Here is a 24,983-nt window from a genome sequence, read left to right as displayed (position 1 = left end):
TTGTCGGTGCAGCCAATCCTCGGCCTGATCGCCAGCTAAGATACTAGGCCCATCAACCCATCACGAGGCGATACACATGGCCAAGCAGGCGCTCATCCTAATCGATATCCAGAACGACTACTTCCCACAAGGCAAGTGGCCCCTCGACGGCGTGGAAGCCGCGGCGGACAAGGCGGCGCAAGTGCTACAGGCGTTTCGCCAGGCCGGCGATGCAGTGATTCATGTGCGGCATGAATTCGAAGGCGACGACGCACCGTTCTTTACACCGGGCTCCGAAGGCGCGCATTTGCATGCCAAGGTGTTGAACGAGGGCGATGAACCGGTCGTGCTCAAGCACTTCGTGAATGCGTTTCGCCAAACCAACCTGCGCACCGTGCTGGAACAGCGCAGCATCACCGACGTTGTGGTAGTCGGCAACATGAGCCATATGTGCGTGGATGCCGTGGTGCGAGCGGCGGCGGACCTGGGCTACAAAGTCACGGTGATCCATGACGCGTGTGCCACTCGCGATCAGGAATTCAACGGGCAGGTCATCCCGGCGGCTCAAGTACAAGGCGCGTACATGGCAGCCCTGGCCTTCGGCTATGCGGGCGTGGTGTCAACGGATGAATTCTTGAAGGCGCAAGCGGCGGCCGCGTGACCGCCACTCGGATCGATGGCTCTAGCGTGTAGCAATGATGAACAGGCGCGGGAACGGCAGCAATACAGTGCCATCGCCCAGGGCCGGGTAGGCCTGGGTGATTCGCGCCCGGTACTCCTGCAGGAAAGCGGTTTTTTCATCGCTGCTCAACGGCGCGAGAAAGGGCCGCAATGCCGACGCCTTGAACCACTCCACTACCGCCGCGTGATCCGCCAGCGGGTGCTGATAAGTGGTGCGCCACACATCTACGGCACCGCAATGCTTACTCAGCAGTTCGTAGTAGTAGTTGGCGGTGTGCCGCTCATTGTGCTTGACCGCACCGATCTTCGCGGACCATGGGCCCTCGGCCGCGACTTCGCGGGCGAGGCGATGGGCTGGCTCGTCAAGGTTGTCTGGTGTTTGCACCGCCAGCGTGCCGCCTGGGTTCAGTTGGTTGACTAAGTGCGGGTAGAGTGTGGCGTGGTCGGGCAGCCATTGCAGCGAGGCATTGGCCAGGATCACATCGAAACTCTGTGCCGGACTCCAGGCACCGATATCTGCCAGCTCAAAGTTCAGCGCCGGCAGGCGCTTGCGGGCGTCGGCCAACATGTCATCGGAGCTGTCCATGCCGGTCACCTGCGCCTCGGGGAAGCGTTTGGCCAGCACTTCAGTGGAGTTGCCCGGCCCGCACCCCAAGTCAACGGCTGTGCGCACGTCAGCAGTGGGAATGGCCGCGACCAGATCTCGGACGGGGCGAGTGCGTTGCTGTTCGAACAGCGTGTATTGCTTGGCAGACCAGGTCATCGCAATTTTCCTTGTTCTAGAGATGAACGACAGCCTAAAACTTGAGAGCCATGAGAACAAATAGCCGAATTGATCGCCACCCCTGTTAAAAGCCTGTCCGTGAACGGAAAACTCGGCGCTGTCGCCACACGCCTCGCCTGTACAGACTAGAATTATTATCGACCCAAACAGGTTGAGTCTTCTTAGGGTCATCTACTTAACGCCAGCGTAGTGTCCACGGACGATTTTTCTGGCCTCCATCAGCCAAAAATTATCCACACGTCAATGGAGCTGAGCCATGGCCTATTTGAAAACCCGCGAAGGTAACGACCTTTACTACAAGGACTGGGGCAGTGGTCAGCCCGTTGTGTTTTGCCACGGCTGGCCGCTGAACAGCGACAGTTGGGAGTCTCAAATGCTGCACTTCGCCAACCATGGTTTTCGTGCCATTGCGCATGACCGCCGCGGGCATGGCCGATCAAGCCAACCGTGGGCCGGCAATGACATGGATCACTACGCAGATGACTTGGCGCAACTGATCGAGCACTTGGATCTGACCGCCGTGATTCTCTTCGGCTTCTCCACCGGGGGCGGGGAAGTGGCACGCTATATCGCACGGCACGGCACTGCACGCGTGGCCAAGGCAGGGTTGATCTGCGCCGTGACGCCCCTGATGTTAAAAACCCCCAGTAATCCGCAGGGGACGCCGATAGATGTTTTCGACGGCCTGCGCGCCGACTCCATTGCCAACCGTTCGCAACTCTATCTTGACCTCGCAAGCGGACCATTCTTCGGATTCAACCGAACAGGGGTCGAGCCGTCGCCAGGCTTGATCAATTCGTTCTGGATGCAAGGCGTAATGGGAGGGCACAAAAATACGTTTGACAGTATCGAGGCTTTTTCGGAAACCGACTTCAGGGATGATCTGAAGTACTTCAACATCCCCACGCTGATCATCCATGGAGGCGACGATCAAATTGTACCGATCCAAGCTTCGGCCCTGGAGAGCAAGCGCTTGATCCCACACGCCCAACTGCTGGTATACACAGGCGCCCCTCATGGGTTGACCGACACGCACAAGGAGCGAGCCAATCAAGATATGTTGCGCTTTGCGCAATTGTAGTCGGCAGCAGTACACAAAAAAAAACGCGCGGCCTTAGGCAGCGCGTTCTTTTGCAGCGAGTCGCTTCGATATGGCCTAGAACGGAATATCGTCATCAAAACTGTCGAAATCCTGGGCCGGTTGCGGCGCAGCCTGTTGTGGCGCTGGGCGCGATTCACGCTGTGGCTGCTGGGCTGGCTGCGGACGCGACTGCTGTGGACGCGGTGCCGAGTTGGACATGCCGCCCTGGCCCTGTTGGTCGCCCTGTGGACGGCCGCCCAGCAGTTGCATGGTGCCTTGCATGTCGACCACGATTTCGGTGGTGTAGCGCTTGATACCGTCTTTTTCCCACTCGCGGGTTTGCAGCTTGCCTTCGATGTATACCTGCGAACCTTTGCGCAGGTACTCACCGGCGATCTCCGCAACCTTGCCGAACATCGACACGCGGTGCCATTCGGTCTTCTCGACTTTCTGGCCGGTCTGCTTGTCGGTCCACTGCTCGCTGGTCGCCAGACTCAGGTTGGTCACGGCGTTACCGTTAGGCAAGTAGCGAACTTCGGGATCCTGGCCGCACGTACCGACCAATATGACTTTGTTAACCCCACGGGCCATAACGTTCTCCTAAGCTGGGCGCGCTGTCGGCACTGGGTTGACCAGTTGCTCGAGCGTCGCGCGATCCAATAATTCGGTGTCTAGTTTGATGTAGATGGCGGCTTCTTCAGCGACAACCACGGCATCGGTAACCCCGGTGACGGTCTTCAGGCGCTCGGCCAGGCCTGCTTCGCGCATCGCGTCGGGCGATAACGGCAAGCGCAGACTCGTCACATAGGGAGGTTCGCGCATGGTAACAGCAAAGGCCAGCCAAAGTGCAGCCAGCCCGGCGCATCCCAGGAAAACAACCGACAAACCGCCATGCTGGAACATCCAGCCACCCATGATGCCGCCCAGTGCGGAACCCAGGAACTGGCTGGTGGAATACACCCCCATCGCCGTGCCCTTGCCGCCGGCCGGTGAAACTTTACTGATCAGCGAAGGCAATGAAGCCTCCAGCAGGTTGAACGCGGTGAAAAATACCACCGTGCCGGTGACCAGCGCCCGCAGGCTGTCGCCGAACTGCCAGAAGAATAGCTCAGTGAGCATCAGCGTCGCGACGGCGCCGAGCAGAACTCGTTTCATTTTGCGTTTTTTCTCGCCATAGATGATGAACGGGATCATGGCGAAGAACGAAATCAGCAGCGCGGTAAGGTACACCCACCAATGCTGTTCTTTGGGCAGGCCGGCTTTTTGCACCAGAGCCAGGGGCAAGGCGACGAAGCTGCACATCAACATGGCGTGCAACACAAAGATACCCAAATCCAGGCGCAGCAGGTCTGGGTGTTTGAGCGTGGGCAGCAACGCCTGGCGGGCGACACCGGATTCACGATGGGCCAGCGTGCCAGTAGAGCGCGGCACCATAAAGGCCACTATCACGATACCGAACAATGCCATGCCACCGGTGGCCAGGAACAACCCGTGCAAGCCAAACGCACGGGTCAGCAAAGGGCCGACCACCATGGCCACGGCAAACGACAGGCCGATGGTCATGCCGATCATGGCCATGGCCTTGGTGCGGTGCTGTTCACGGGTCAGGTCCGACAGCAAGGCCATGACCGCAGCGGAAATCGCGCCCGCACCCTGCAGGATGCGCCCGGCGATCACGCCCCAGATCGAGTCGGATTGGGCCGCGAGCACGCTGCCGAGGGCGAACACGATCAACCCGAGATAAATCACCGGGCGACGGCCAATGCGGTCGGAAATGATCCCGAACGGAATCTGGAAAATCGCCTGGGTCAGGCCATAGGCGCCAATCGCCAGGCCGATCAAAGCGGGGGTCGCGCCTGCGAGATCCATTCCATAGGTCGCCAGTACCGGCAACACCATAAACATGCCCAGCATACGGAAGGCGAACACCAGGGCCAGACCGCTTGCCGCTCGGGTCTCGCCGCTACTCATGCGTTCGCTGTGGGGATCGTGCATGGAAAAACCTCGTGTGAACCGGCGGCGATTCTACCAGTCCCATCGATTGAGAGGGTATATGCGGCGCTTTGCCGCGCAGCTTTCATGTAAGGCTGCAAGCGGCCTTTTGACAGTGTATATTCATCCAGTCTTTAGCCGTATACTCCGGCATTATTTACGCCCGCCGTGCGAGGCCATCTTGGACAAGATCCTGATTCGTGGGGCTAGAACCCACAACCTGAAGAACATCGACCTGACCCTGCCCCGGGACAAACTGATCGTCATCACCGGTTTGTCCGGCTCCGGCAAGTCGTCCCTGGCGTTCGACACGCTGTATGCCGAAGGTCAGCGTCGTTATGTGGAATCGCTGTCGGCCTATGCCCGGCAGTTCCTGTCGATGATGGAAAAGCCCGACGTCGACACCATCGAAGGGCTGTCGCCGGCGATCTCCATCGAGCAGAAGTCGACCTCCCACAACCCACGTTCCACCGTGGGCACCATTACCGAGATCTACGACTACCTGCGCCTGCTGTACGCGCGGGTTGGTATTCCGCGTTGCCCGGACCACGACATTCCTCTGGAAGCCCAGACCGTCAGCCAGATGGTCGACCTGGTGCTGGCCCAGCCGGAAGGCGCCAAGCTGATGCTGCTGGCGCCCGTTATCCGCGAGCGCAAAGGCGAACACCTTTCGGTCTTCGAAGAGCTGCGGGCCCAAGGCTTCGTACGCGCACGCATCAACGGCAAGCTGTATGAGCTGGATGAAGCGCCGAAGCTCGACAAGCAGAAAAAGCATTCGATCGATGTGGTGGTCGACCGTTTCAAGGTGCGCGCCGACTTGCAGCAGCGGTTGGCGGAATCCTTCGAGACCGCGCTGAAGCTGGCCGATGGCATTGCCCTGGTGGCCCCCATGGATGACGAGCCGGGCGAAGAGATCATCTTCTCCGCGCGCTTCGCCTGCCCGATCTGTGGCCATGCCATCAGCGAGCTGGAACCCAAGCTGTTTTCCTTCAACAACCCGGCCGGCGCCTGCCCGACGTGCGATGGCCTGGGCGTGAAGCAGTTTTTCGATATCAAGCGCCTGGTCAATGGCGACCTGACCCTGGCCGAGGGGGCGATACGTGGCTGGGACAGGCGTAACGTCTACTATTTCCAGATGCTGGGGTCATTGGCTTCCCACTACAAGTTCAGCCTGGAAGTGCCGTTCAACCAACTGCCGGCAGACCAGCAGAAGGTCATCCTCAATGGCAGCGGTTCGCAGAATGTCGACTTCAAATACCTGAACGACCGCGGCGATATCGTCAAGCGCTCGCACCCGTTCGAAGGCATCGTGCCGAACCTGGAGCGCCGCTACCGCGAAACCGAATCGGCGAGCGTGCGTGAAGAACTGGCTAAATTCCTCAGCACCCAGCCTTGCCCGGATTGCCGGGGCACGCGCCTGCGCCGTGAAGCACGACATGTGTGGGTAGGCGAGAAAACCCTGCCGGCGGTGACCAACCTGCCGATTGGCGATGCATGCGAATACTTTGGTGTGCTTAAGCTGACCGGGCGTCGCGGGGAGATTGCCGACAAAATCCTCAAGGAGATTCGCGAGCGGTTGCAGTTCCTGGTCAACGTCGGCCTGGATTACCTGTCGCTGGATCGCAGCGCCGATACCTTGTCGGGTGGTGAAGCACAGCGGATCCGCTTGGCCAGCCAGATTGGTGCGGGCCTGGTAGGCGTTCTGTATATCCTCGATGAGCCGTCGATTGGATTGCACCAGCGGGATAACGATCGCCTGCTGGGTACGCTGAAACACCTGCGGGATATCGGCAACACCGTGATTGTGGTCGAGCACGACGAAGACGCTATCCGCCTGGCAGATTATGTGGTCGATATCGGCCCGGGTGCTGGCGTGCATGGTGGACATATCGTTGCCGAGGGTACGCCTGCCGAAGTAATGGCCCACCCCGACTCGTTGACCGGCAAGTATTTGTCTGGCCGGGTGAAGATCGAAGTACCTGCCAAGCGTACTCCGCGTAACAAGAAAATGGCGCTGCATCTCAAAGGCGCGCGCGGGAACAACCTGCGCAATGTCGACCTGGAGATTCCGCTGGGCCTGCTGACCTGCGTGACCGGTGTTTCCGGCTCGGGCAAGTCGACGCTGATCAACAACACGTTGTTCCCATTGAGTGCCACCGCCCTGAACGGCGCGACCACCCTGGAAGCGGCTGCCCATGACAGCATCAAGGGCCTGGAACACCTGGACAAGGTGGTCGATATTGACCAGAGCCCGATCGGCCGCACACCGCGTTCCAACCCGGCGACCTACACCGGATTGTTTACGCCAATTCGCGAGCTGTTTGCTGGCGTTCCAGAATCCCGCTCGCGGGGATATGGGCCTGGCCGGTTCTCGTTCAACGTCAAGGGCGGGCGCTGTGAAGCATGCCAGGGCGACGGCCTGATCAAGGTAGAGATGCACTTCCTGCCGGACATCTACGTACCGTGCGACGTGTGCAAGAGCAAGCGCTACAACCGCGAAACCCTGGAGATCAAGTACAAGGGCAAAAGCATCCACGAAACCCTCGAGATGACCATCGAGGAAGCCCGGGTATTCTTCGACGCGGTACCGGCACTGGCGCGTAAGCTGCAGACGTTGATGGATGTAGGCCTGTCGTATATCAAGCTGGGGCAATCGGCGACCACCTTATCGGGGGGCGAGGCGCAGCGGGTCAAGTTGTCTCGCGAGCTGTCCAAGCGAGATACCGGCAAGACCCTGTACATCCTCGATGAGCCGACCACCGGCCTGCACTTCGCGGATATCCAGCAATTGCTTGACGTACTGCACCGCCTTCGCGACCACGGCAATACCGTGGTGGTGATCGAGCACAACCTCGATGTAATCAAGACCGCTGACTGGTTGGTGGACCTGGGGCCGGAAGGTGGCTCCAAGGGCGGCCAGATCATCGCCGTGGGCACACCGGAGCAAGTCTCCGAGATGTCGCAGTCACACACGGGTTATTACTTGAAGCCGTTGTTGGCGCGCGACCGGGCCTGATTTTCAGGTCCCAATGAAAAGCCCCTGTCACGTTGCGGTGACAGGGGCTTTTTTGTAGCCGGAAGTTAGAACTGCGATTGCAGGTAATTCTCCAGGCCAATCAACTTGATCAGGCCCAACTGCTTTTCCAGCCAGTAGGTGTGATCTTCTTCGGTGTCATTCAACTGGACACGCAGTATTTCCCGGGTGACATAGTCGTTGTGCTGCTCACACAGCTCGATGCCCTTGCACAGGGCCGCACGGACCTTGTATTCGAGGCGCAGGTCGGCAGCGAGCATGTCAGGCACCGTTGTGCCCACATCCAGGTCATCGGGACGCATGCGTGGCGTGCCTTCGAGCATCAGGATACGGCGCATCAGCGCGTCAGCATGCTGTGCCTCTTCTTCCATCTCATGGTTGATACGTTCGTAAAGCTCGGTAAAGCCCCAGTCTTCGTACATACGCGAGTGGATGAAATATTGGTCACGAGCTGCCAGTTCGCCCGTCAGCAACGTGTTGAGGTAATCGATTACGTCGGGGTGACCTTGCATCGCCCTACATCTCCCTACTTGAAAGGCTGTAGTTTGAACCATGATGACTTTAAGGTCACGGGATCAACGGCAGAAAAGTGAAGATTTCCGGAGAAAAGTAGCTGAAATAACGCAAAAACCGCCCAAATGAGGGCGGTTCTGCTTATCGTTTAGAGTCAGTTAAGCGATACACCCAGTGCCTTTGCGATTGCTTCTCCATAAGCCGGGTCGGCCTTGTAGAAATGCTGCAATTGACGCTGGACCACATCGCTGGAAACCCCCGCCATCGCACCGGCAATGTTGCTGGTAAGCAGAGCTTTTTGCTCATCGTTCATCAGGCGGAACAACGCACCCGCATGGCTGTAGTAGTCGGTGTCTTCACGATGATCGTAACGATCCGCGGCGCCGCTCAGGGCAAGTGCAGGTTCGGCATATTGCGCAGCTTGCTTGGGTGCATCGGCGTAGCTGTTTGGCTCGTAGTTGGGCGCCGCACCACCGTTACCGCCGAAGGCCATCGAACCGTCACGCTGGTAGCTGTTCACCGGGTTGCGTGGCGCATTCACCGGCAATTGCTGGTGGTTGGTGCCGACACGGTAGCGGTGGGCATCTGCGTAAGCGAAAACCCGACCTTGCAGCATGCGGTCCGGCGACAGACCTACACCTGGAACCATGTTGCTTGGGCCGAATGCAGCCTGTTCTACTTCAGCGAAGTAGTTCTGCGGATTGCGGTTGAGCTCCAGCTCACCCACCTCAATCAACGGGAACTCTTTTTGCGACCAGGTCTTGGTCACGTCAAACGGGTTCTCGTAATGAGCATTCGCCTGGGCCTCAGTCATGATCTGGATGCAGACGCGCCATTTCGGGAAGTCACCGCGCTCAATCGCCCCGAACAGATCACGCTGGGCATAGTCAGGATCAGTCCCTGCAAGTCGGGCAGCCTCGGCTGGCGCCAGGTTCTTGATACCTTGCTTGGTCTTGTAGTGCCATTTCACCCAATGACGTTCGCCCTTGGCATTGATCAGGCTGTACGTGTGGCTACCGAAGCCATGCATGTGGCGATAGCCATCTGGAATACCGCGGTCCGAAAACAGGATGGTGACCTGGTGCAGCGCCTCAGGAGAGTGCGACCAGAAGTCCCACATCATCTGCGCGCTTTTCAGGTTGCTTTGCGGCAGGCGTTTCTGGGTGTGGATAAAGTCCGGGAATTTCAATGGGTCGCGGATGAAAAACACCGGGGTGTTGTTACCCACGATGTCCCAGTTGCCTTCTTCGGTGTAGAACTTCAAGGCGAAGCCACGTGGATCTCGCTCGGTGTCAGCCGAACCGCGCTCACCACCTACAGTGGAGAACCGCAGGAAGGTCGGCGTTTGCTTACCAACCGATTCGAACAGCTTGGCGCTGGTGTACTGGGTGATGTCTTTTGTCACAGTGAACGTACCGTAGGCACCCGAACCTTTGGCGTGCACACGACGCTCAGGGATGTTTTCACGGTTGAAGTGAGCGAGCTTCTCGATCAGGTGAAAATCGTCGAGCAGCAACGGGCCGCGAGGGCCGGCGGAACGCGAGTTCTGGTTGTCTGCGACGGGGGCGCCGCTGGCGGTGGTAAGGACTTTATTCTGGCTCATGCGCAATCTTCCTCAGGTCGGGCTTGGAACTGCCGGCTAATCGGCTTGGAGGGAGTATTGATCATCAACATGACGTGTACAAATTCATTAAATCGTACGCATCAATAGAAAATAACTAATAACCCTCCAGTAGCCATAGTACCCAGCGCCGATGAGTGAAAGCTTGTATCTATTGAGCTTTTCTTGCGCGCACAAAAAACCGGGCACTAGGCCCGGTTCTTCGTTACAGCTTGTCGTCTTACTCGGCGGATACAGCTTCGCCAGCAGTAGCACGATCAACCAACTCGACATACGCCATAGGCGCGTTGTCGCCAGCGCGGAAACCGCACTTGAGGATGCGCAGGTAGCCACCCTCACGGGTAGCGTAACGCTTGCCCAGGTCGTTGAAGAGCTTACCAACGATAGCTTTCGAACGAGTACGGTCGAAAGCCAGACGGCGGTTAGCCAGGCTGTCTGTCTTGGCCAAAGTGATCAGCGGCTCAGCAACGCGACGCAGTTCTTTAGCTTTCGGCAGTGTAGTTTTGATCAGCTCGTGCTCGAACAGCGACACCGCCATGTTTTGGAACATGGCCTTGCGGTGCGAGCTGGTACGGCTCAGGTGACGACCACTTTTACGATGACGCATGGTTCATTCCTTACCAAACTCACGTTCGGTGATTACGACGATCAGGCAGTCGCCTTGTCGTCCTTCTTAAGACTTGCAGGCGGCCAGTTGTCGAGGCGCATGCCGAGGGACAGACCGCGGGAGGCCAGAACGTCCTTGATTTCAGTCAAGGATTTCTTGCCCAGGTTCGGAGTCTTCAACAGTTCTACTTCGGTACGCTGAATCAGGTCGCCGATGTAGTAAATGTTTTCCGCCTTAAGGCAGTTAGCCGAACGTACAGTCAGTTCCAGATCGTCAACCGGGCGAAGCAGGATCGGATCGATCTCGTCTTCTTGCTCGATTACCACTGGCTCGCTGTCACCCTTGAGGTCGACGAACGCAGCCAACTGCTGTTGCAGAATGGTTGCAGCGCGGCGAATAGCCTCTTCAGGATCCAGGGTACCGTTGGTTTCCAGATCAATAACCAGCTTGTCCAGGTTAGTACGCTGCTCGACACGGGCGTTTTCCACCACGTATGCGATACGGCGAACCGGGCTGAACGAAGAGTCAAGCTGCAAGCGACCAATGCTGCGGCTTTCGTCTTCATCGCTCTGACGCGAGTCGGCCGGTTCATAACCACGACCACGAGCTACAGTGAGCTTCATGTTCAGGGCGCCGTTAGACGCCAGGTTAGCGATTACGTGATCGGGGTTAACGATCTCGACATCATGATCCAGCTGAATATCGGCAGCGGTAACCACCCCCGAACCCTTCTTCGACAAGGTCAGCGTAACTTCGTCACGGCCGTGCAGCTTGATAGCCAGACCTTTAAGGTTCAACAGGATTTCAATTACGTCTTCCTGTACACCTTCGATGGCGCTGTACTCGTGGAGCACACCGTCAATCTCGGCCTCGACTACTGCACAGCCGGGCATTGAGGACAACAGGATGCGGCGCAGCGCGTTGCCCAGGGTGTGGCCAAAACCACGCTCGAGAGGCTCGAGAGTGATCTTAGCGCGGGTTGGACTGACAACCTGCACATCAATGTGGCGGGGTGTCAGGAACTCATTTACCGAAATCTGCATGGATGCACCTATTTTCTAGCCCTTACTTGGAGTAGAGCTCGACAATCAGGCTTTCGTTGATGTCGGCGGACAGATCACTGCGAGCAGGAACGTTCTTGAAAACGCCCGACTTCTTCTCAGTGTCTACTTCTACCCATTCTACGCGGCCACGTTGGGCACACAGATCGAGAGCTTGGACAATGCGAAGTTGGTTTTTTGCTTTCTCGCGAACTGCGACCACGTCACCAGCACGAACCTGGTAGGACGGAACGTTTACGGTCTGACCGTTAACGCTGATCGACTTGTGCGATACCAGCTGACGGGATTCGGCACGAGTCGAACCAAAGCCCATACGGTATACAACGTTGTCCAGACGGCATTCGAGCAGTTGCAGCAGGTTTTCACCGGTTGCACCTTTCTTGCCAGCAGCTTCTTTGTAGTAGCCGCTGAACTGACGCTCGAGAACGCCGTAGATACGACGGACCTTCTGCTTTTCACGCAGTTGGGTGCCGTAATCGGACTGGCGACCGCGGCGTTGGCCGTGGATACCAGGTGCTGCTTCAATGTTGCACTTCGATTCGATCGCGCGCACGCCGCTCTTCAGGAAGAGATCGGTGCCCTCGCGACGAGCGAGTTTGCATTTTGGACCAATGTAACGAGCCATTCTTTACAATCTCCTGGATTACACGCGGCGCTTCTTCGGCGGACGGCACCCGTTGTGCGGGATTGGCGTCACGTCGGTGATGCTGGCGATCTTATAGCCACAGCCGTTCAAAGCACGGACAGCAGACTCACGACCTGGACCTGGACCTTTGACGTTAACGTCGAGGTTTTTCAGGCCGTATTCCAGCGCAGCTTGACCAGCACGTTCAGCAGCTACTTGAGCAGCAAACGGGGTGGACTTGCGGGAACCGCGGAAACCCGAACCACCGGAGGTAGCCCAAGAAAGCGCGTTACCTTGACGGTCGGTGATGGTCACGATGGTGTTGTTAAAAGATGCATGGATGTGGGCGATGCCATCAACCACTGTCTTTTTAACTTTTTTACGAGGACGAGCAGCAGGTTTTGCCATGATAATTTTCCTGTCGATTCGCTGGGGCGATTACTTGCGGATCGGCTTACGCGGACCTTTACGGGTACGCGCGTTAGTCTTGGTACGCTGACCGCGTACTGGAAGACCACGACGATGACGCAGACCGCGATAGCAACCGAGGTCCATCAAACGCTTGATTTTCATGTTGATTTCGCGACGCAGGTCACCTTCAGTGGTGAACTTCGCCACTTCGCCACGCAGCTGTTCAATCTGCTCGTCGCTCAGATCCTTGATCTTAGCGGCTGGGTTTACCCCAGCAACTGCGCAAATTTTCTGCGCAGTAGTGCGACCAACACCATAGATGTAGGTCAGCGAGATAACAGTGTGCTTGTTATCTGGAATGTTAACGCCTGCAATACGGGCCATTCAGTGGGACTCCAATTGACAGCTACCTACGCCCCGGAAGCCAAGAAATAGGGCGCGAGATAATATCGCTGTAATAACAAATAATCAACCCGGCAGCGCACTAGCTGCCGGGCTTCAAGCGGATCACACTCAGCCTTGGCGCTGTTTGTGACGCGGTTCCGCGCTGCAAATTACTCGAACAACACCTTCGCGGCGAATAATCTTGCAGTTACGGCACAGCTTTTTCACCGATGCACGAACTTTCATCACCAACTCCTCGAACCTTATGGGTACTCAGCGCAACATGCCGCTGCCGTAACCCTTCAGGTTGGCTTTCTTCATCAGGGATTCGTACTGGTGCGAAACGAGGTGCGATTGTACTTGGGACATGAAGTCCATCACAACCACGACCACGATCAGCAACGAGGTCCCGCCAAGGTAGAACGGAACGTTTGCTGCAACCACCAGGAACTGGGGCAACAAGCACACGGCCGTCATATATAGAGCACCGAACAGGGTCAAACGAGTCAGAACGCCATCAATGTAGCGTGCCGACTGCTCACCTGGACGGATGCCCGGAATAAAGGCACCGGACTTCTTCAGGTTTTCCGCTACGTCTTTCGGATTGAACATCAACGCCGTATAGAAGAAGCAGAAGAAAATAATCCCTGCACTAAACAGCAGAATATTCAACGGCTGACCAGGAGCGATCGACTGAGAGAGGTCCTGCAGCCAGCCCATATTTTCGGACTGACCAAACCAGGTACCCAACGAAGCCGGAAACAGCAAGATGCTGCTCGCGAAAATTGCCGGAATAACGCCGGCCATATTCACTTTCAGCGGCAAGTGGCTGGTCTGCGCAGCAAAGACCTTACGGCCCTGCTGACGCTTGGCGTAGTGAACAGCAATACGACGCTGGCCACGCTCAATGAACACCACAAAACCGATAATCGCTACTGCCAGCAAACCGATGGCAACCAAGGCGAAGATATTGATATCACCCTGACGCGCAGACTCGAAAGACTGCCCGATTGCTCTCGGAAGACCGGCGACGATACCTGCGAAAATCAACATCGAGATACCGTTGCCAACACCACGCTCAGTAATCTGCTCACCCAGCCACATCATGAACATCGCACCAGCCACAAAAGTGGATACTGCGACGAAATGGAAGCCAAAGTCACCAGTGAACGCAACGCCCTGCCCGGCCAGGCCAACGGACATGCCGATAGCTTGAACCAAGGCGAGGACGACAGTGCCGTAGCGGGTGTACTGGCTAATCTTGCGACGGCCAGCTTCACCTTCCTTCTTCAACTGCTCCAGTTGCGGGCTGACGGCTGTCATCAGTTGCATGATGATCGATGCCGAGATGTACGGCATGATCCCCAGTGCAAAGATGCTCATTCGCTCCAGCGCGCCACCGGAAAACATGTTGAACAAGCTAAGAATGGTCCCCTCATTCTGTCGAAACAGGTCTGCGAGTCGGTCCGGGTTGATACCTGGAACCGGGATGTGTGCGCCTATTCGGTAGACGATAATCGCCAGGAACAGAAAACGCAGACGAGCCCAAAGTTCAGACATACCGCCTTTGCCGAGCGCTGAGAGAGCACCTTGCTTAGCCATTTATTCCTCGAACTTGCCGCCAGCTGCTTCGATAGCCGAACGCGCACCTTTGGTGGCGCCGATTCCCTTGCCGATAGTGACAGCGCGAGTCACTTCACCGGACAGCATGATTTTCACACGCTGTACGTTGACGTTGATCACGTTGGCATCTTTCAGGGTCTGCACAGTAACGATGTCGCCTTCCACTTTGGCCAGCTCGGACAGACGCACTTCTGCGCGGTCCATGGCTTTCAGGGATACGAAACCGAACTTAGGCAGGCGACGATGCAGCGGCTGTTGACCGCCTTCAAAGCCTGGAGCGATGGTGCCACCGGAGCGGGAGGTTTGACCTTTGTGGCCACGGCCACCAGTCTTACCCAAACCGCTACCGATACCACGGCCCGGACGATGCTTTTCGCGACGGGAACCCGGCGCTGGACTCAGATCATTGAGTTTCATCGATTAACCCTCTACACGCAGCATGTAGTAAGCCTTGTTGATCATCCCGCGATTCTCGGGAGTATCCTGGACTTCTACAGTGTGACCGATGCGACGCAGACCCAAACCTTTAACGCACAGTTTGTGGTTAGGGATGCGGCCGGTCATGCTTTTGATCAGCGTTACTTTAACGGTAGCCATGATCAGAAGATCTCCTTGACAGTCAGACCACGCTTGGCAGCGATGGACTCAGGAGATTGCATAGCCTTCAGACCCTTGAAAGTGGCGTGAACCACGTTTACCGGGTTAGTCGAGCCGTAGCACTTGGCCAGAACGTTCTGAACGCCAGCAACTTCGAGGACAGCACGCATAGCGCCGCCAGCGATGATACCGGTACCTTCAGAAGCAGGCTGCATGTACACCTTCGAAGCGCCATGGGCGGACTTCATTGCGTACTGCAGAGTGGTGCCGTTCAGATCAACTTGGATCATGTTGCGACGAGCAGCTTCCATTGCCTTCTGGATCGCAGCAGGCACTTCACGTGACTTGCCACGGCCGAAGCCAACACGCCCTTTACCATCACCCACCACGGTCAACGCGGTGAAAGTGAAGATACGGCCGCCTTTAACGGTTTTGGCTACGCGGTTAACTTGAACCAGCTTCTCAATGTAGCCTTCGTCGCGCTTTTGGTCGTTATTTGACATAACTTAGAACTCCAGCCCAGCTTCACGAGCAGCATCAGCCAGCGCTTTCACGCGACCGTGGTACTTGAAGCCAGAGCGGTCGAAAGCCACTTGCGAGACGCCAGCGGCCTTAGCACGCGTAGCGACCAGCTGGCCAACCTTTGTGGCCGCGTCGATGTTGCCAGTGGCACCATCACGCAGTTCTTTATCCAAAGTCGAGGCGCTTGCCAGGACTTTGTTGCCGTCGGCCGAGATGACCTGGGCGTAGATGTGCTGCGACGAGCGGAACACGCAGAGACGCACGACTTCGAGTTCGTGCATTTTCAGGCGTGCTTTGCGAGCGCGACGCAGTCGAGTAACTTTTTTGTCGGTCATTTGCTATGCCCTACTTCTTCTTGGCTTCTTTACGACGGACGACTTCGTCCGCGTAGCGCACACCTTTGCCTTTGTACGGCTCTGGTGGACGGAAGTCGCGGATCTCAGCGGCCACTTGACCTACCAGCTGCTTGTCGATGCCCTTGATCAGGATATCGGTCTGGCTAGGGGTCTCAGCAGTGATGCCCGCTGGCAGTTCGTAATCCACAGGGTGCGAGAAGCCAAGGGCAAGGTTCAGAACCGTGCCTTTTGCTTGCGCTTTGTAACCAACACCGACCAGCTGGAGCTTACGCTCGAAGCCTTGGCTTACGCCTTGGACCATGTTGTTTACCAACGCACGCGTGGTACCGGCCATTGCGCGAGTTTGTTGATCGCCATTGCGAGCAGCGAAACGCAGCTCACCAGCTTCTTCAACGATCTCAACGGACGAATGGATGTTCAGTTCAAGAGTACCCTTGGCACCCTTCACCGAAAGCTGTTGGCCTGCGAATTTGACTTCGACACCGGCTGGCAGCTTAACGGGGTTCTTAGCGACGCGTGACATGCTTATCCCCCCTTAGAACACAGTGCAAAGAACTTCGCCGCCGACACCGGCAGCGCGCGCAGCACGATCCGTCATCACACCTTTGTTGGTGGAGACGATAGACACGCCCAGACCGCCACGAACTTTCGGCAGATCTTCAGCGGACTTGTACTGACGCAGGCCTGGACGGCTAACGCGCTTCACTTCCTCGATGACCGAACGGCCTTCGAAGTACTTCAGCTCGATGGACAGCAGTGGTTTGATTTCGCTGCTGATCTGATAACCCGCAATGTAGCCTTCGTCTTTCAGGACTTTGGCAACAGCTACCTTCAACTTGGAAGATGGCATGCTTACGACGGACTTTTCAGCCATCTGGGCATTACGGATACGAGTTAGCATGTCCGCTAACGGGTCCTGCATACTCATGGGCTAGACGCTCCTAATACAAAAAAATTAGCCTTGCGGCTACATATGTCGCCGAGAATCTCCGAGCATAGAACACACGGGCTCAGGCGAGCCGGGTATTCTAGACACACTCCGGAAATGAAACAAGCCCCAAAAGGGGCTTGTTCCAGATTCAAGGTCACCGGCGGTCAGTATCTTGCGATCCGAACCGCCTGGACTTCGAACGTACTTACCAGCTGGCTTTAACCAGACCTGGTACGTCACCACGCATTGCCGCTTCACGCAGTTTGTTACGGCCGAGGCCGAACTTGCGGTAAACGCCGTGTGGACGACCGGTCAGGCGGCAGCGGTTACGCATGCGCGAGGCGCTTGCGTCACGTGGCTGCTTCTGCAGAGCAACTGTAGCTTCCCAACGCGCTTCTGGACTTGCGTTCAGATCAACGATGATAGCTTTCAGTGCTGCACGCTTCTTGGCGTACTTGGCAACCGTGAGCTGACGCTTCAGCTCGCGGTTTTTCATGCTCATCTTGGCCATGGTCCTACTCCAATCAGTTGCGGAACGGGAATTTGAAAGCACGCAACAGGGCGCGACCTTCATCATCGTTCTTGGCAGTGGTGGTCAGGGTGATGTCCAGACCGCGGAGAGCATCGATCTTGTCGTAGTCGATTTCCGGGAAGATGATCTGCTCTTTCACGCCCATGCTGTAGTTACCACGACCATCGAAGGACTTGGCATTCAGGCCGCGGAAGTCGCGAACCCGAGGCAGGGAGATCGACAGCAGACGATCCAGGAATTCGTACATACGCTCACGGCGCAGAGTCACTTTGACGCCGATCGGCCAACCTTCACGGACTTTAAAGCCAGCGATGGATTTCCGAGCGTAAGTCACAACGACTTTTTGACCGGTGATCTTTTCCAGGTCAGCAACAGCGTGCTCGATGACTTTTTTGTCGCCGATCGCTTCGCCCAAACCCATGTTCAGGGTGATTTTGGTGACGCGCGGAACTTCCATCACGTTCCCGAGCTTAAGTTCTTCCTTAAGCTTGGGGGCGATTTCCTTCCGGTAAATCTCTTGTAGTCGTGCCATGGTCTAATCTACCTAGCAGTGTTCAAGCATCAACCGCTTTTTGGGTCGACTTGAAGACACGAATTTTCTTACCGTCTTCTACTTTGAAACCAACGCGGTCAGCCTTGTTGGTTTCGCCGTTGAAGATGGCGACGTTAGAAGCGTCCAGCGGAGCTTCTTTCTCGACGATACCGCCCTGCACGCCCGACATCGGGTTAGGCTTGGTATGACGCTTGACCAGGTTCAGACCACCGATAACCAGACGGTTATTGGCGAGAACCTTAAGCACCTTACCGCGCTTACCTTTGTCTTTGCCGGCGATCACGATGATCTCGTCGTCACGACGAATCTTTTGCATGTCGGATCTCCTTACAGCACTTCTGGGGCGAGCGAGACGATCTTCATGAACTTCTCAGTACGAAGTTCACGGGTCACTGGCCCAAAGATACGGGTGCCGATAGGCTCTTGCTTGTTGTTCAGAAGAACAGCAGCGTTGCCATCAAAGCGGATAATGGAGCCATCTGCACGACGTACGCCGTGACGAGTGCGGACTACGACAGCAGTCATCACTTGGCCTTTTTTCACCTTACCGCGAGGAATTGCTTCCTTCACGGTAACTTTGATGATGTCACCGATACCAGCGTAACGACGATGGGAGCCACCCAGCACCTTGATGCACATAACACGGCGAGCGCCGCTGTTATCGGCCACATCGAGCATGGATTGAGTCTGAATCATATAATTTCTCCGACCCCTAGTCCTTAGACTTCCACAGCGCGTTCGAGAATATCAACCAGCGCCCAAGACTTGGTCTTGGCCAGCGGACGAGTTTCACGAATAGTGACTTTGTCGCCGATGTGGCACTGGTTGGTTTCGTCGTGCGCGTGCAGCTTAGTCGAACGCTTAACATATTTACCGTAGATCGGGTGCTTAACGCGGCGCTCGATCAAAACGGTGATGGTTTTGTCCATCTTGTCGCTGACAACACGGCCAGTCAGCGTACGGACAGTCTTTTCGGCTTCAGCCATGATCACTTACCTGCCTGCTGGTTGAGCACAGTCTTCACGCGAGCGATGTCACGCTTAACTTGCGAGAGCAGATGAGACTGCCCCAACTGGCCAGTTGCTTTCTGCATACGCAGATTGAACTGGTCGCGCAGCAGGCCGAGCAGTTGCTCGTTCAGCTGCTGTGCGGATTTTTCACGAAGTTCATTCGCTTTCATCACATCACCGTCCGCTTAACAAAGGAGGTGGCGAGCGGCAGCTTTGCAGCAGCCAGGGCGAAAGCCTCACGCGCCAGCTCTTCAGAAACGCCCTCGATTTCATACAGGACTTTGCCTGGCTGAATCTGGGCTACCCAGTATTCCACGTTACCCTTACCTTTACCCATCCGAACCTCGAGAGGTTTTTTGGAGATCGGCTTGTCCGGGAATACACGGATCCAGATCTTGCCGCCACGTTTTACGTGACGGGTCAGGGCACGACGCGCTGACTCGATCTGACGAGCGGTGAGACGACCACGAGCTACAGACTTCAGCGCGAACTCGCCGAAGCTGACTTTGCTACCGCGCTGAGCCAGACCACGGTTGTGGCCTGTCATCTGCTTGCGGAACTTCGTACGCTTAGGTTGCAACATTTGGCGTACCCCTTACTTAGCAGCTTTTTTACGAGGCGCTGGTGCTTGTGGTTTCAGTTCTTCTTGGCGACCACCAATTACTTCGCCTTTGAAGATCCAAACCTTTACACCGATCACACCGTAAGTGGTGTGAGCTTCGTAGTTGGCATAGTCGATGTCGGCACGCAGGGTGTGCAGTGGCACACGACCTTCGCGATACCATTCAGTACGTGCGATTTCAGCACCGCCGAGACGACCGCTCACTTGGATTTTGATGCCTTTGGCACCAATACGCATGGCGTTCTGTACGGCACGCTTCATAGCGCGACGGAACATTACGCGGCGTTCCAGCTGCTGAGCTACGCTCTGCGCAACCAGCATACCGTCGAGCTCCGGCTTACGGATCTCTTCGATATTGATGTGCACAGGCACACCCATTTGCTTGGTCAGGTCCTGACGCAGTTTCTCAACATCTTCACCTTTCTTCCCGATAACAATACCTGGACGAGCGGTGTGGATGGTGATACGTGCAGTTTGCGCCGGACGATGGATATCGATACGGCTTACGGACGCGCTTTTTAGTTTGTCTTGGAGATACTCACGCACCTTCAGATCAGCGAACAAATAGTCCGCATAAGTCCGACCGTCTGCGTACCAGACGGAGGTGTGCTCCTTGACGATTCCCAGGCGAATGCCAATGGGATGTACTTTCTGACCCATCTCTTCGACTCCGTTACTTGTCAGCAACCTTGACAGTGATATGGCAAGACCGCTTGACGATGCGATCAGCACGGCCTTTGGCACGCGGCATGATGCGCTTCAGCGAACGCCCTTCGTTGACGAAAACGGTGCTGACCTTCAGGTCATCAACGTCTGCGCCTTCGTTATGCTCGGCGTTGGCTACGGCCGACTCCAGCACTTTCTTCATGATCTCGGCGGCTTTCTTACTGCTGAAAGCCAACAGGTTGAGCGCTTCGCCCACCTTCTTCCCGCGGATCTGGTCGGCGACCAAGCGGGCTTTCTGGGCGGAGATTCGAGCGCCCGACAACTTAGCGGCTACTTCCATTTCCTTACCCCTTAACGCTTGGCTTTCTTGTCTGCCACGTGCCCACGATAAGTGCGGGTACCGGCAAACTCGCCTAGTTTGTGGCCGACCATGTCTTCGTTAACGAGAACTGGGACGTGTTGGCGACCGTTGTGTACTGCGATGGTCAGACCGACCATTTGTGGCAGGATCATCGAACGACGCGACCAGGTTTTAACTGGTTTGCGATCGTTCTTTTCCGCCGCCACTTCGATCTTCTTCAGTAGGTGAAGATCAATAAAAGGACCTTTTTTCAGAGAACGTGGCACTGTCGTATCCCTCTATTTACTTGCGACGACGGACGATCATTTTGTCGGTACGCTTATTACCACGAGTCTTCGCGCCCTTAGTCGGGAAGCCCCATGGCGATACCGGATGACGACCACCAGAGGTACGACCTTCACCACCACCGTGTGGGTGGTCAACCGGGTTCATGGCAACACCACGAACGGTTGGGCGAACGCCACGCCAGCGTTTGGCACCAGCTTTACCCAACGAACGCAGGCTGTGCTCGGAGTTCGAGACTTCACCCAGGGTCGCACGGCATTCAGCCAGCACTTTACGCATCTCACCAGAACGCAGACGCAGGGTCACGTAGACACCTTCACGAGCGATCAGCTGAGCCGAAGCACCAGCGGAACGAGCGATTTGCGCGCCTTTACCTGGCTTCAATTCGATGCCGTGTACGGTGCTACCAACTGGAATGTTACGCAGCTGCAGAGCGTTGCCCGGCTTGATCGGTGCCAGGGCACCTGCGATCAGCTGGTCACCAGCACTCACGCCTTTAGGGGCGATGATGTAGCGACGCTCGCCATCTGCGTACAGCAGCAGAGCGATGTGAGCAGTACGGTTTGGATCGTATTCGATACGCTCGACAGTGGCAGCGATGCCATCTTTGTCGTTGCGACGGAAGTCGACCAGACGATAATGCTGCTTATGGCCACCACCGATGTGACGAGTGGTAATACGACCATTGTTGTTACGACCACCAGTCTTCGATTTCTTCTCGAGCAGCGGTGCGTGAGGAGCGCCTTTATGCAGCTCCTGGTTGACCACCTTGACCACAAAACGGCGGCCAGGGGAAGTCGGTTTGCATTTAACGATTGCCATGATGCACCCCTTCCTTACTCAGCACTGCTGCTGAAATCGAGATCTTGGCCTGGCTGAAGGGAGATAACTGCCTTCTTCCAGTCATTACGCTTGCCCAGACCGCGAGCAGTGCGCTTGCTCTTACCCAGAACATTCAGGGTAGTAACACGCTCTACTTTCACGCTGAACAGGCTTTCGACGGCCTTCTTGATTTCCAGCTTGGTTGCGTCAGTTGCAACCTTGAAAACGAACTGGCCTTTCTTGTCAGCCAGAACCGTAGCCTTTTCGGAAACGTGCGGGCCAAGCAGAACTTTAAATACGCGTTCCTGGTTCATCCCAGCAGCTCCTCGAATTTCTTCACGGCCGACACGGTGATCAACACCTTGTCGTATGCGATCAGACTAACTGGATCGGAACCTTGCACGTCACGTACATCGACGTGTGGCAGGTTGCGAGCAGCCAGGTACAGGTTCTGATCAACAGCTTCAGACACGATCAAAACGTCGGTCAGGCTCATGTTGTTCAGTTTGCCCAGCAGATCTTTGGTTTTTGGACTTTCAACAGCGAAGTCTTGAACCACGACCAGGCGATCAGTACGCACGAGTTCAGCAAGGATGGAGCGCAGTGCTGCGCGATACATCTTCTTGTTGAGCTTCTGAGAGTGATCCTGAGGACGAGCTGCGAAAGTGGTACCGCCGCCGCGCCAGATTGGGCTACGGATAGTACCGGCACGAGCACGGCCAGTACCTTTCTGACGCCAAGGGCGCTTACCGCCACCACGAACGTCGGAACGGGTCTTTTGCTGCTTGCTACCTTGACGGCCGCCGGCCATGTAGGCCACGACTGCTTGGTGAACCAGCGTCTCGTTGAATTCGCCGCCAAATGTCAGTTCGGAAACTTCAATCGCTTGAGCGTCATTTACATTTAATTGCATGTCAGCTTCCCCTTAACCGCGAGCCTTGGCCGCTGGACGTACAACCAGGTTGCCGCCAGTAGCGCCAGGAACAGCACCCTTGACCAACAACAGATTGCGTTCAGCGTCGACGCGCACTACTTCGAGGGACTGCACGGTCACGCGCTCAGCGCCCATATGACCGGACATTTTCTTGCCCTTGAATACACGACCAGGAGTCTGGCACTGGCCAATAGAGCCCGGGACGCGGTGGGAAACGGAGTTACCGTGAGTGTTGTCTTGACCACGGAAATTCCAACGCTTGATCGTACCCTGGAAGCCTTTACCCTTGGACTGACCGGTTACATCAACCAGTTGACCAGCGGCGAAGATTTCAGCGTTGATCAGATCGCCAGCCTTGTAGTCGCCGTCTTCAAGACGGAACTCCATGACGGTGCGACCAGCTGCAACGTTTGCTTTAGCGAAGTGACCTGCTTGAGCAGCAGTCACGCGCGAAGCACGACGCTCGCCGACAGTGACTTGCACTGCACGATAGCCATCGGTTTCTTCAGTTTTGAACTGGGTGACGCGATTCGGTTCGATCTCAATGACCGTGACCGGAATGGAGACACCTTCTTCGGTGAAAATACGGGTCATACCGCATTTACGACCGACTACACCAATAGTCATGTTGTAAACCTCATGAGTGTACGGGGCTTTCACCCGCTATGGCCGCCCATTTCAGAGCGTTACACGACTAAGACCCAAGTCTTAGCCGAGGCTGATCTGTACTTCCACACCGGCCGCCAGATCGAGCTTCATAAGTGCATCAACGGTTTTATCCGTTGGCTGGACAATGTCCAGTACGCGCTTATGAGTACGGATCTCGTACTGGTCACGCGCGTCTTTGTTGACGTGCGGGGAGACCAGAACGGTAAACCGCTCTTTACGGGTAGGCAGTGGAATTGGACCACGCACTTGAGCACCAGTACGTTTCGCGGTTTCCACGATTTCCTGGGTGGATTGGTCGATCAGGCGATGGTCAAAAGCCTTCAACCTGATACGGATTTGCTGATTTTGCATTGGATTTCAGACTCCGGCTGCTATTCCCAGCGAGCGCAATACGCCCGTTAAAAGGAGGCGCAATTCTATAGACGGCCCTGATAGGTGTCAACCCAATAAAAAAGGCCCCCGCTGAGCGGGGGCCTTTTCAAAACATCGAGTCATCTCAGAAGAGATAATTACTCGATGATTTTAGCTACAACGCCAGCACCAACGGTACGGCCGCCTTCACGGATTGCGAAACGCAGACCGTCTTCCATAGCGATGGTTTTGATCAGGGTGACAACCATTTTGATGTTGTCGCCTGGCATTACCATTTCTACGCCTTCCGGCAGTTCGCAGTTACCAGTTACGTCGGTAGTACGGAAGTAGAACTGTGGACGGTAGCCTTTGAAGAACGGAGTGTGACGGCCGCCTTCTTCTTTGCTCAGCACGTACACTTCAGCTTCGAACTTGGTGTGCGGCTTAACCGAACCCGGCTTAACCAGAACCTGGCCACGCTCAACGTCGTCACGCTTGGTACCACGCAGCAGAACGCCGCAGTTCTCGCCAGCACGACCTTCGTCGAGCAGTTTACGGAACATTTCAACACCGGTGCAGGTGGTGACAGTGGTGTCACGCAGACCAACGATTTCCAGTGGATCTTGAACCTTGACGATACCGCGCTCGATACGACCAGTTACAACAGTACCGCGACCGGAGATCGAGAATACGTCTTCGATTGGCATCAGGAACGGCTTGTCGATAACACGGACTGGATCTGGGATGTAGCTGTCCAGAGTCTCAACCAGTTTACGAACGGACGTGGTGCCCATTTCGTTATCGTCTTTGCCTTCCAGAGCCATACGAGCAGAACCGATGATGATCGGAGTGTCGTCACCTGGGAAGTCGTAAGTGCTCAGCAGATCGCGCACTTCCATCTCAACCAGTTCCAGCAGCTCAGCGTCGTCTACCAGATCAGCCTTGTTCAGGTAAACCACGATGTACGGAACGCCAACCTGACGGGACAGCAGGATGTGCTCACGGGTTTGTGGCATCGGACCATCAGCGGCCGAACAAACCAGGATTGCGCCGTCCATCTGGGCAGCACCGGTGATCATGTTCTTCACATAGTCAGCGTGACCTGGGCAGTCAACGTGAGCGTAGTGACGGATCAGCGAGTTGTATTCAACGTGCGCGGTGTTGATGGTGATACCACGAGCTTTTTCTTCTGGTGCGCTGTCGATTTTATCGAAATCAACGATTGCAGAACCGAATACTTCGGAGCAAACGCGAGTCAGAGCAGCAGTCAGAGTGGTTTTACCGTGGTCAACGTGACCGATGGTGCCAACGTTGACGTGCGGTAGGGAACGATCAAATTTTTCTTTAGCCACGACAATTAACTCCTTGCCTAAAGG

At 56.1% G+C, this 24,983-nt stretch carries 37 protein-coding genes; 3 read left to right on the top strand and 34 right to left on the bottom strand.

Annotated elements, in window-relative coordinates; genetic code table 11:
* Positions 1–76: 76 nt before the first annotated feature.
* Positions 77–640: a cysteine hydrolase family protein gene (locus NMB39_RS03130; RefSeq protein WP_367236728.1), complete on the top strand. Its 564-nt coding sequence runs from the start codon at positions 77–79 to the stop codon at positions 638–640.
* 21 nt (positions 641–661) lie between these two features.
* Here NMB39_RS03130 and tam read toward each other — a convergent pair whose 3' ends face one another.
* A complete protein-coding gene (tam, locus tag NMB39_RS03125; protein ID WP_367236729.1) occupies positions 662–1,423 on the bottom strand; it encodes a trans-aconitate 2-methyltransferase in 762 nt (253 codons plus the stop codon).
* A gap of 277 nt (positions 1,424–1,700) precedes the next feature.
* Here tam and NMB39_RS03120 point away from each other — a divergent pair, with 277 nt between their 5' ends.
* Positions 1,701–2,525 carry an alpha/beta fold hydrolase gene (locus NMB39_RS03120; RefSeq protein WP_046069762.1) on the top strand — a complete coding sequence of 275 codons (825 nt, stop codon included), beginning with the start codon at positions 1,701–1,703 and terminating at the stop codon, positions 2,523–2,525.
* A 75-nt stretch (positions 2,526–2,600) separates the two neighbouring features.
* Here NMB39_RS03120 and NMB39_RS03115 read toward each other — a convergent pair whose 3' ends face one another.
* Positions 2,601–3,116 carry a single-stranded DNA-binding protein gene (locus NMB39_RS03115; RefSeq protein ID WP_043050064.1) on the bottom strand — a complete coding sequence of 172 codons (516 nt, stop codon included), beginning with the start codon at positions 3,114–3,116 and terminating at the stop codon, positions 2,601–2,603.
* A 9-nt stretch (positions 3,117–3,125) separates the two neighbouring features.
* The gene (locus tag NMB39_RS03110; protein WP_056846331.1) at positions 3,126–4,520 is read right to left on the bottom strand and encodes an MFS transporter; all 1,395 of its coding nucleotides are present in this window, start codon (positions 4,518–4,520) and stop codon (positions 3,126–3,128) included.
* A 178-nt stretch (positions 4,521–4,698) separates the two neighbouring features.
* On the opposite strand from NMB39_RS03110, the gene uvrA reads away from it, so the two are divergent.
* The gene (gene uvrA / locus NMB39_RS03105) at positions 4,699–7,533 is read left to right on the top strand and encodes an excinuclease ABC subunit UvrA (protein ID WP_057025353.1); all 2,835 of its coding nucleotides are present in this window, start codon (positions 4,699–4,701) and stop codon (positions 7,531–7,533) included.
* Positions 7,534–7,598: 65 nt separating this feature from the next.
* On the opposite strand, the gene bfr is transcribed toward uvrA, so the two are convergent.
* The 31 genes from bfr to tuf form a co-directional block, all read right to left on the bottom strand.
* On the bottom strand, positions 7,599–8,063 hold the full coding sequence (gene bfr / locus NMB39_RS03100; protein ID WP_003176400.1) for a bacterioferritin: 465 nt from the start codon (positions 8,061–8,063) through the stop codon (positions 7,599–7,601).
* A gap of 155 nt (positions 8,064–8,218) precedes the next feature.
* Positions 8,219–9,667 carry a catalase gene (locus tag NMB39_RS03095; protein ID WP_494339638.1) on the bottom strand — a complete coding sequence of 483 codons (1,449 nt, stop codon included), beginning with the start codon at positions 9,665–9,667 and terminating at the stop codon, positions 8,219–8,221.
* 238 nt (positions 9,668–9,905) lie between these two features.
* A complete protein-coding gene (gene rplQ / locus NMB39_RS03090) occupies positions 9,906–10,292 on the bottom strand; it encodes a 50S ribosomal protein L17 (RefSeq protein ID WP_003176402.1) in 387 nt (128 codons plus the stop codon).
* Between the two features lie 41 nt (positions 10,293–10,333).
* Complete coding sequence (locus NMB39_RS03085) at positions 10,334–11,335, bottom strand: DNA-directed RNA polymerase subunit alpha (RefSeq protein WP_003176403.1); 1,002 nt, start codon at positions 11,333–11,335, stop codon at positions 10,334–10,336.
* Positions 11,336–11,357: 22 nt separating this feature from the next.
* Positions 11,358–11,978 carry a 30S ribosomal protein S4 gene (rpsD, locus tag NMB39_RS03080; protein ID WP_003176404.1) on the bottom strand — a complete coding sequence of 207 codons (621 nt, stop codon included), beginning with the start codon at positions 11,976–11,978 and terminating at the stop codon, positions 11,358–11,360.
* Positions 11,979–11,996: 18 nt separating this feature from the next.
* Positions 11,997–12,386, bottom strand: coding sequence for a 30S ribosomal protein S11 (rpsK, locus tag NMB39_RS03075; protein WP_002555466.1), 390 nt, complete (start codon positions 12,384–12,386; stop codon positions 11,997–11,999).
* Between the two features lie 30 nt (positions 12,387–12,416).
* A complete protein-coding gene (rpsM, locus tag NMB39_RS03070; protein ID WP_003194635.1) occupies positions 12,417–12,773 on the bottom strand; it encodes a 30S ribosomal protein S13 in 357 nt (118 codons plus the stop codon).
* A 129-nt stretch (positions 12,774–12,902) separates the two neighbouring features.
* Positions 12,903–13,019, bottom strand: a complete 117-nt coding sequence (rpmJ, locus tag NMB39_RS03065) for a 50S ribosomal protein L36 (RefSeq protein ID WP_002555468.1) — start codon at positions 13,017–13,019, stop codon at positions 12,903–12,905.
* A gap of 27 nt (positions 13,020–13,046) precedes the next feature.
* Complete coding sequence (gene secY / locus NMB39_RS03060; protein ID WP_003194637.1) at positions 13,047–14,375, bottom strand: preprotein translocase subunit SecY; 1,329 nt, start codon at positions 14,373–14,375, stop codon at positions 13,047–13,049.
* On the bottom strand, positions 14,376–14,813 hold the full coding sequence (gene rplO / locus NMB39_RS03055) for a 50S ribosomal protein L15 (protein WP_003176407.1): 438 nt from the start codon (positions 14,811–14,813) through the stop codon (positions 14,376–14,378).
* A 3-nt stretch (positions 14,814–14,816) separates the two neighbouring features.
* Positions 14,817–14,993, bottom strand: a complete 177-nt coding sequence (gene rpmD / locus NMB39_RS03050; protein ID WP_003176408.1) for a 50S ribosomal protein L30 — start codon at positions 14,991–14,993, stop codon at positions 14,817–14,819.
* A gap of 2 nt (positions 14,994–14,995) precedes the next feature.
* A complete protein-coding gene (rpsE, locus tag NMB39_RS03045) occupies positions 14,996–15,496 on the bottom strand; it encodes a 30S ribosomal protein S5 (protein ID WP_003176409.1) in 501 nt (166 codons plus the stop codon).
* 3 nt (positions 15,497–15,499) lie between these two features.
* A complete protein-coding gene (rplR, locus tag NMB39_RS03040; RefSeq protein WP_003186037.1) occupies positions 15,500–15,850 on the bottom strand; it encodes a 50S ribosomal protein L18 in 351 nt (116 codons plus the stop codon).
* Between the two features lie 10 nt (positions 15,851–15,860).
* A complete protein-coding gene (gene rplF, locus NMB39_RS03035; RefSeq protein WP_003194640.1) occupies positions 15,861–16,394 on the bottom strand; it encodes a 50S ribosomal protein L6 in 534 nt (177 codons plus the stop codon).
* 12 nt (positions 16,395–16,406) lie between these two features.
* Positions 16,407–16,799 (bottom strand): 30S ribosomal protein S8, encoded by a 393-nt coding sequence (rpsH, locus tag NMB39_RS03030; protein ID WP_003176413.1) that lies wholly within the window; start codon positions 16,797–16,799, stop codon positions 16,407–16,409.
* 208 nt (positions 16,800–17,007) lie between these two features.
* The gene (gene rpsN, locus NMB39_RS03025; protein WP_003176414.1) at positions 17,008–17,313 is read right to left on the bottom strand and encodes a 30S ribosomal protein S14; all 306 of its coding nucleotides are present in this window, start codon (positions 17,311–17,313) and stop codon (positions 17,008–17,010) included.
* A 13-nt stretch (positions 17,314–17,326) separates the two neighbouring features.
* On the bottom strand, positions 17,327–17,866 hold the full coding sequence (rplE, locus tag NMB39_RS03020) for a 50S ribosomal protein L5 (protein ID WP_003194642.1): 540 nt from the start codon (positions 17,864–17,866) through the stop codon (positions 17,327–17,329).
* Positions 17,867–17,888: 22 nt separating this feature from the next.
* Positions 17,889–18,203 (bottom strand): 50S ribosomal protein L24, encoded by a 315-nt coding sequence (gene rplX, locus NMB39_RS03015; RefSeq protein ID WP_003176416.1) that lies wholly within the window; start codon positions 18,201–18,203, stop codon positions 17,889–17,891.
* 11 nt (positions 18,204–18,214) lie between these two features.
* Positions 18,215–18,583 (bottom strand): 50S ribosomal protein L14, encoded by a 369-nt coding sequence (rplN, locus tag NMB39_RS03010; protein WP_002555479.1) that lies wholly within the window; start codon positions 18,581–18,583, stop codon positions 18,215–18,217.
* A gap of 23 nt (positions 18,584–18,606) precedes the next feature.
* Complete coding sequence (rpsQ, locus tag NMB39_RS03005; protein ID WP_003444370.1) at positions 18,607–18,873, bottom strand: 30S ribosomal protein S17; 267 nt, start codon at positions 18,871–18,873, stop codon at positions 18,607–18,609.
* A 2-nt stretch (positions 18,874–18,875) separates the two neighbouring features.
* Positions 18,876–19,067: a 50S ribosomal protein L29 gene (gene rpmC, locus NMB39_RS03000; RefSeq protein WP_002555481.1), complete on the bottom strand. Its 192-nt coding sequence runs from the start codon at positions 19,065–19,067 to the stop codon at positions 18,876–18,878.
* Positions 19,067–19,480, bottom strand: coding sequence for a 50S ribosomal protein L16 (gene rplP / locus NMB39_RS02995; protein WP_003176421.1), 414 nt, complete (start codon positions 19,478–19,480; stop codon positions 19,067–19,069). Before rplP ends, rpmC begins: the two co-directional genes overlap by 1 nt.
* Positions 19,481–19,492: 12 nt before the next feature.
* Entirely contained in the window at positions 19,493–20,179 is a 687-nt protein-coding gene (gene rpsC, locus NMB39_RS02990; RefSeq protein ID WP_003176422.1) for a 30S ribosomal protein S3, read from the bottom strand.
* A 13-nt stretch (positions 20,180–20,192) separates the two neighbouring features.
* Positions 20,193–20,525 carry a 50S ribosomal protein L22 gene (gene rplV / locus NMB39_RS02985; protein WP_003103908.1) on the bottom strand — a complete coding sequence of 111 codons (333 nt, stop codon included), beginning with the start codon at positions 20,523–20,525 and terminating at the stop codon, positions 20,193–20,195.
* Between the two features lie 11 nt (positions 20,526–20,536).
* Positions 20,537–20,812: a 30S ribosomal protein S19 gene (rpsS, locus tag NMB39_RS02980; RefSeq protein ID WP_002555486.1), complete on the bottom strand. Its 276-nt coding sequence runs from the start codon at positions 20,810–20,812 to the stop codon at positions 20,537–20,539.
* Between the two features lie 16 nt (positions 20,813–20,828).
* Positions 20,829–21,653, bottom strand: coding sequence for a 50S ribosomal protein L2 (gene rplB, locus NMB39_RS02975; protein WP_003210080.1), 825 nt, complete (start codon positions 21,651–21,653; stop codon positions 20,829–20,831).
* Positions 21,654–21,667: 14 nt separating this feature from the next.
* On the bottom strand, positions 21,668–21,967 hold the full coding sequence (rplW, locus tag NMB39_RS02970) for a 50S ribosomal protein L23 (RefSeq protein ID WP_002555488.1): 300 nt from the start codon (positions 21,965–21,967) through the stop codon (positions 21,668–21,670).
* Positions 21,964–22,566 (bottom strand): 50S ribosomal protein L4, encoded by a 603-nt coding sequence (rplD, locus tag NMB39_RS02965; protein ID WP_003176424.1) that lies wholly within the window; start codon positions 22,564–22,566, stop codon positions 21,964–21,966. Before rplD ends, rplW begins: the two co-directional genes overlap by 4 nt.
* 12 nt (positions 22,567–22,578) lie before the next feature.
* Complete coding sequence (gene rplC, locus NMB39_RS02960) at positions 22,579–23,214, bottom strand: 50S ribosomal protein L3 (RefSeq protein ID WP_003176425.1); 636 nt, start codon at positions 23,212–23,214, stop codon at positions 22,579–22,581.
* A gap of 81 nt (positions 23,215–23,295) precedes the next feature.
* The gene (gene rpsJ, locus NMB39_RS02955) at positions 23,296–23,607 is read right to left on the bottom strand and encodes a 30S ribosomal protein S10 (RefSeq protein ID WP_003186070.1); all 312 of its coding nucleotides are present in this window, start codon (positions 23,605–23,607) and stop codon (positions 23,296–23,298) included.
* Positions 23,608–23,765: 158 nt separating this feature from the next.
* A complete protein-coding gene (gene tuf / locus NMB39_RS02950) occupies positions 23,766–24,959 on the bottom strand; it encodes an elongation factor Tu (RefSeq protein WP_003176426.1) in 1,194 nt (397 codons plus the stop codon).
* Positions 24,960–24,983 lie beyond the last annotated feature (24 nt).

This window comes from Pseudomonas sp. FBCC-B545 (assembly GCF_059134095.1).
The sequence above is the reverse complement of the archived record's forward strand: the minus strand, read 5'-3'. Positions and strand labels throughout refer to the sequence as shown.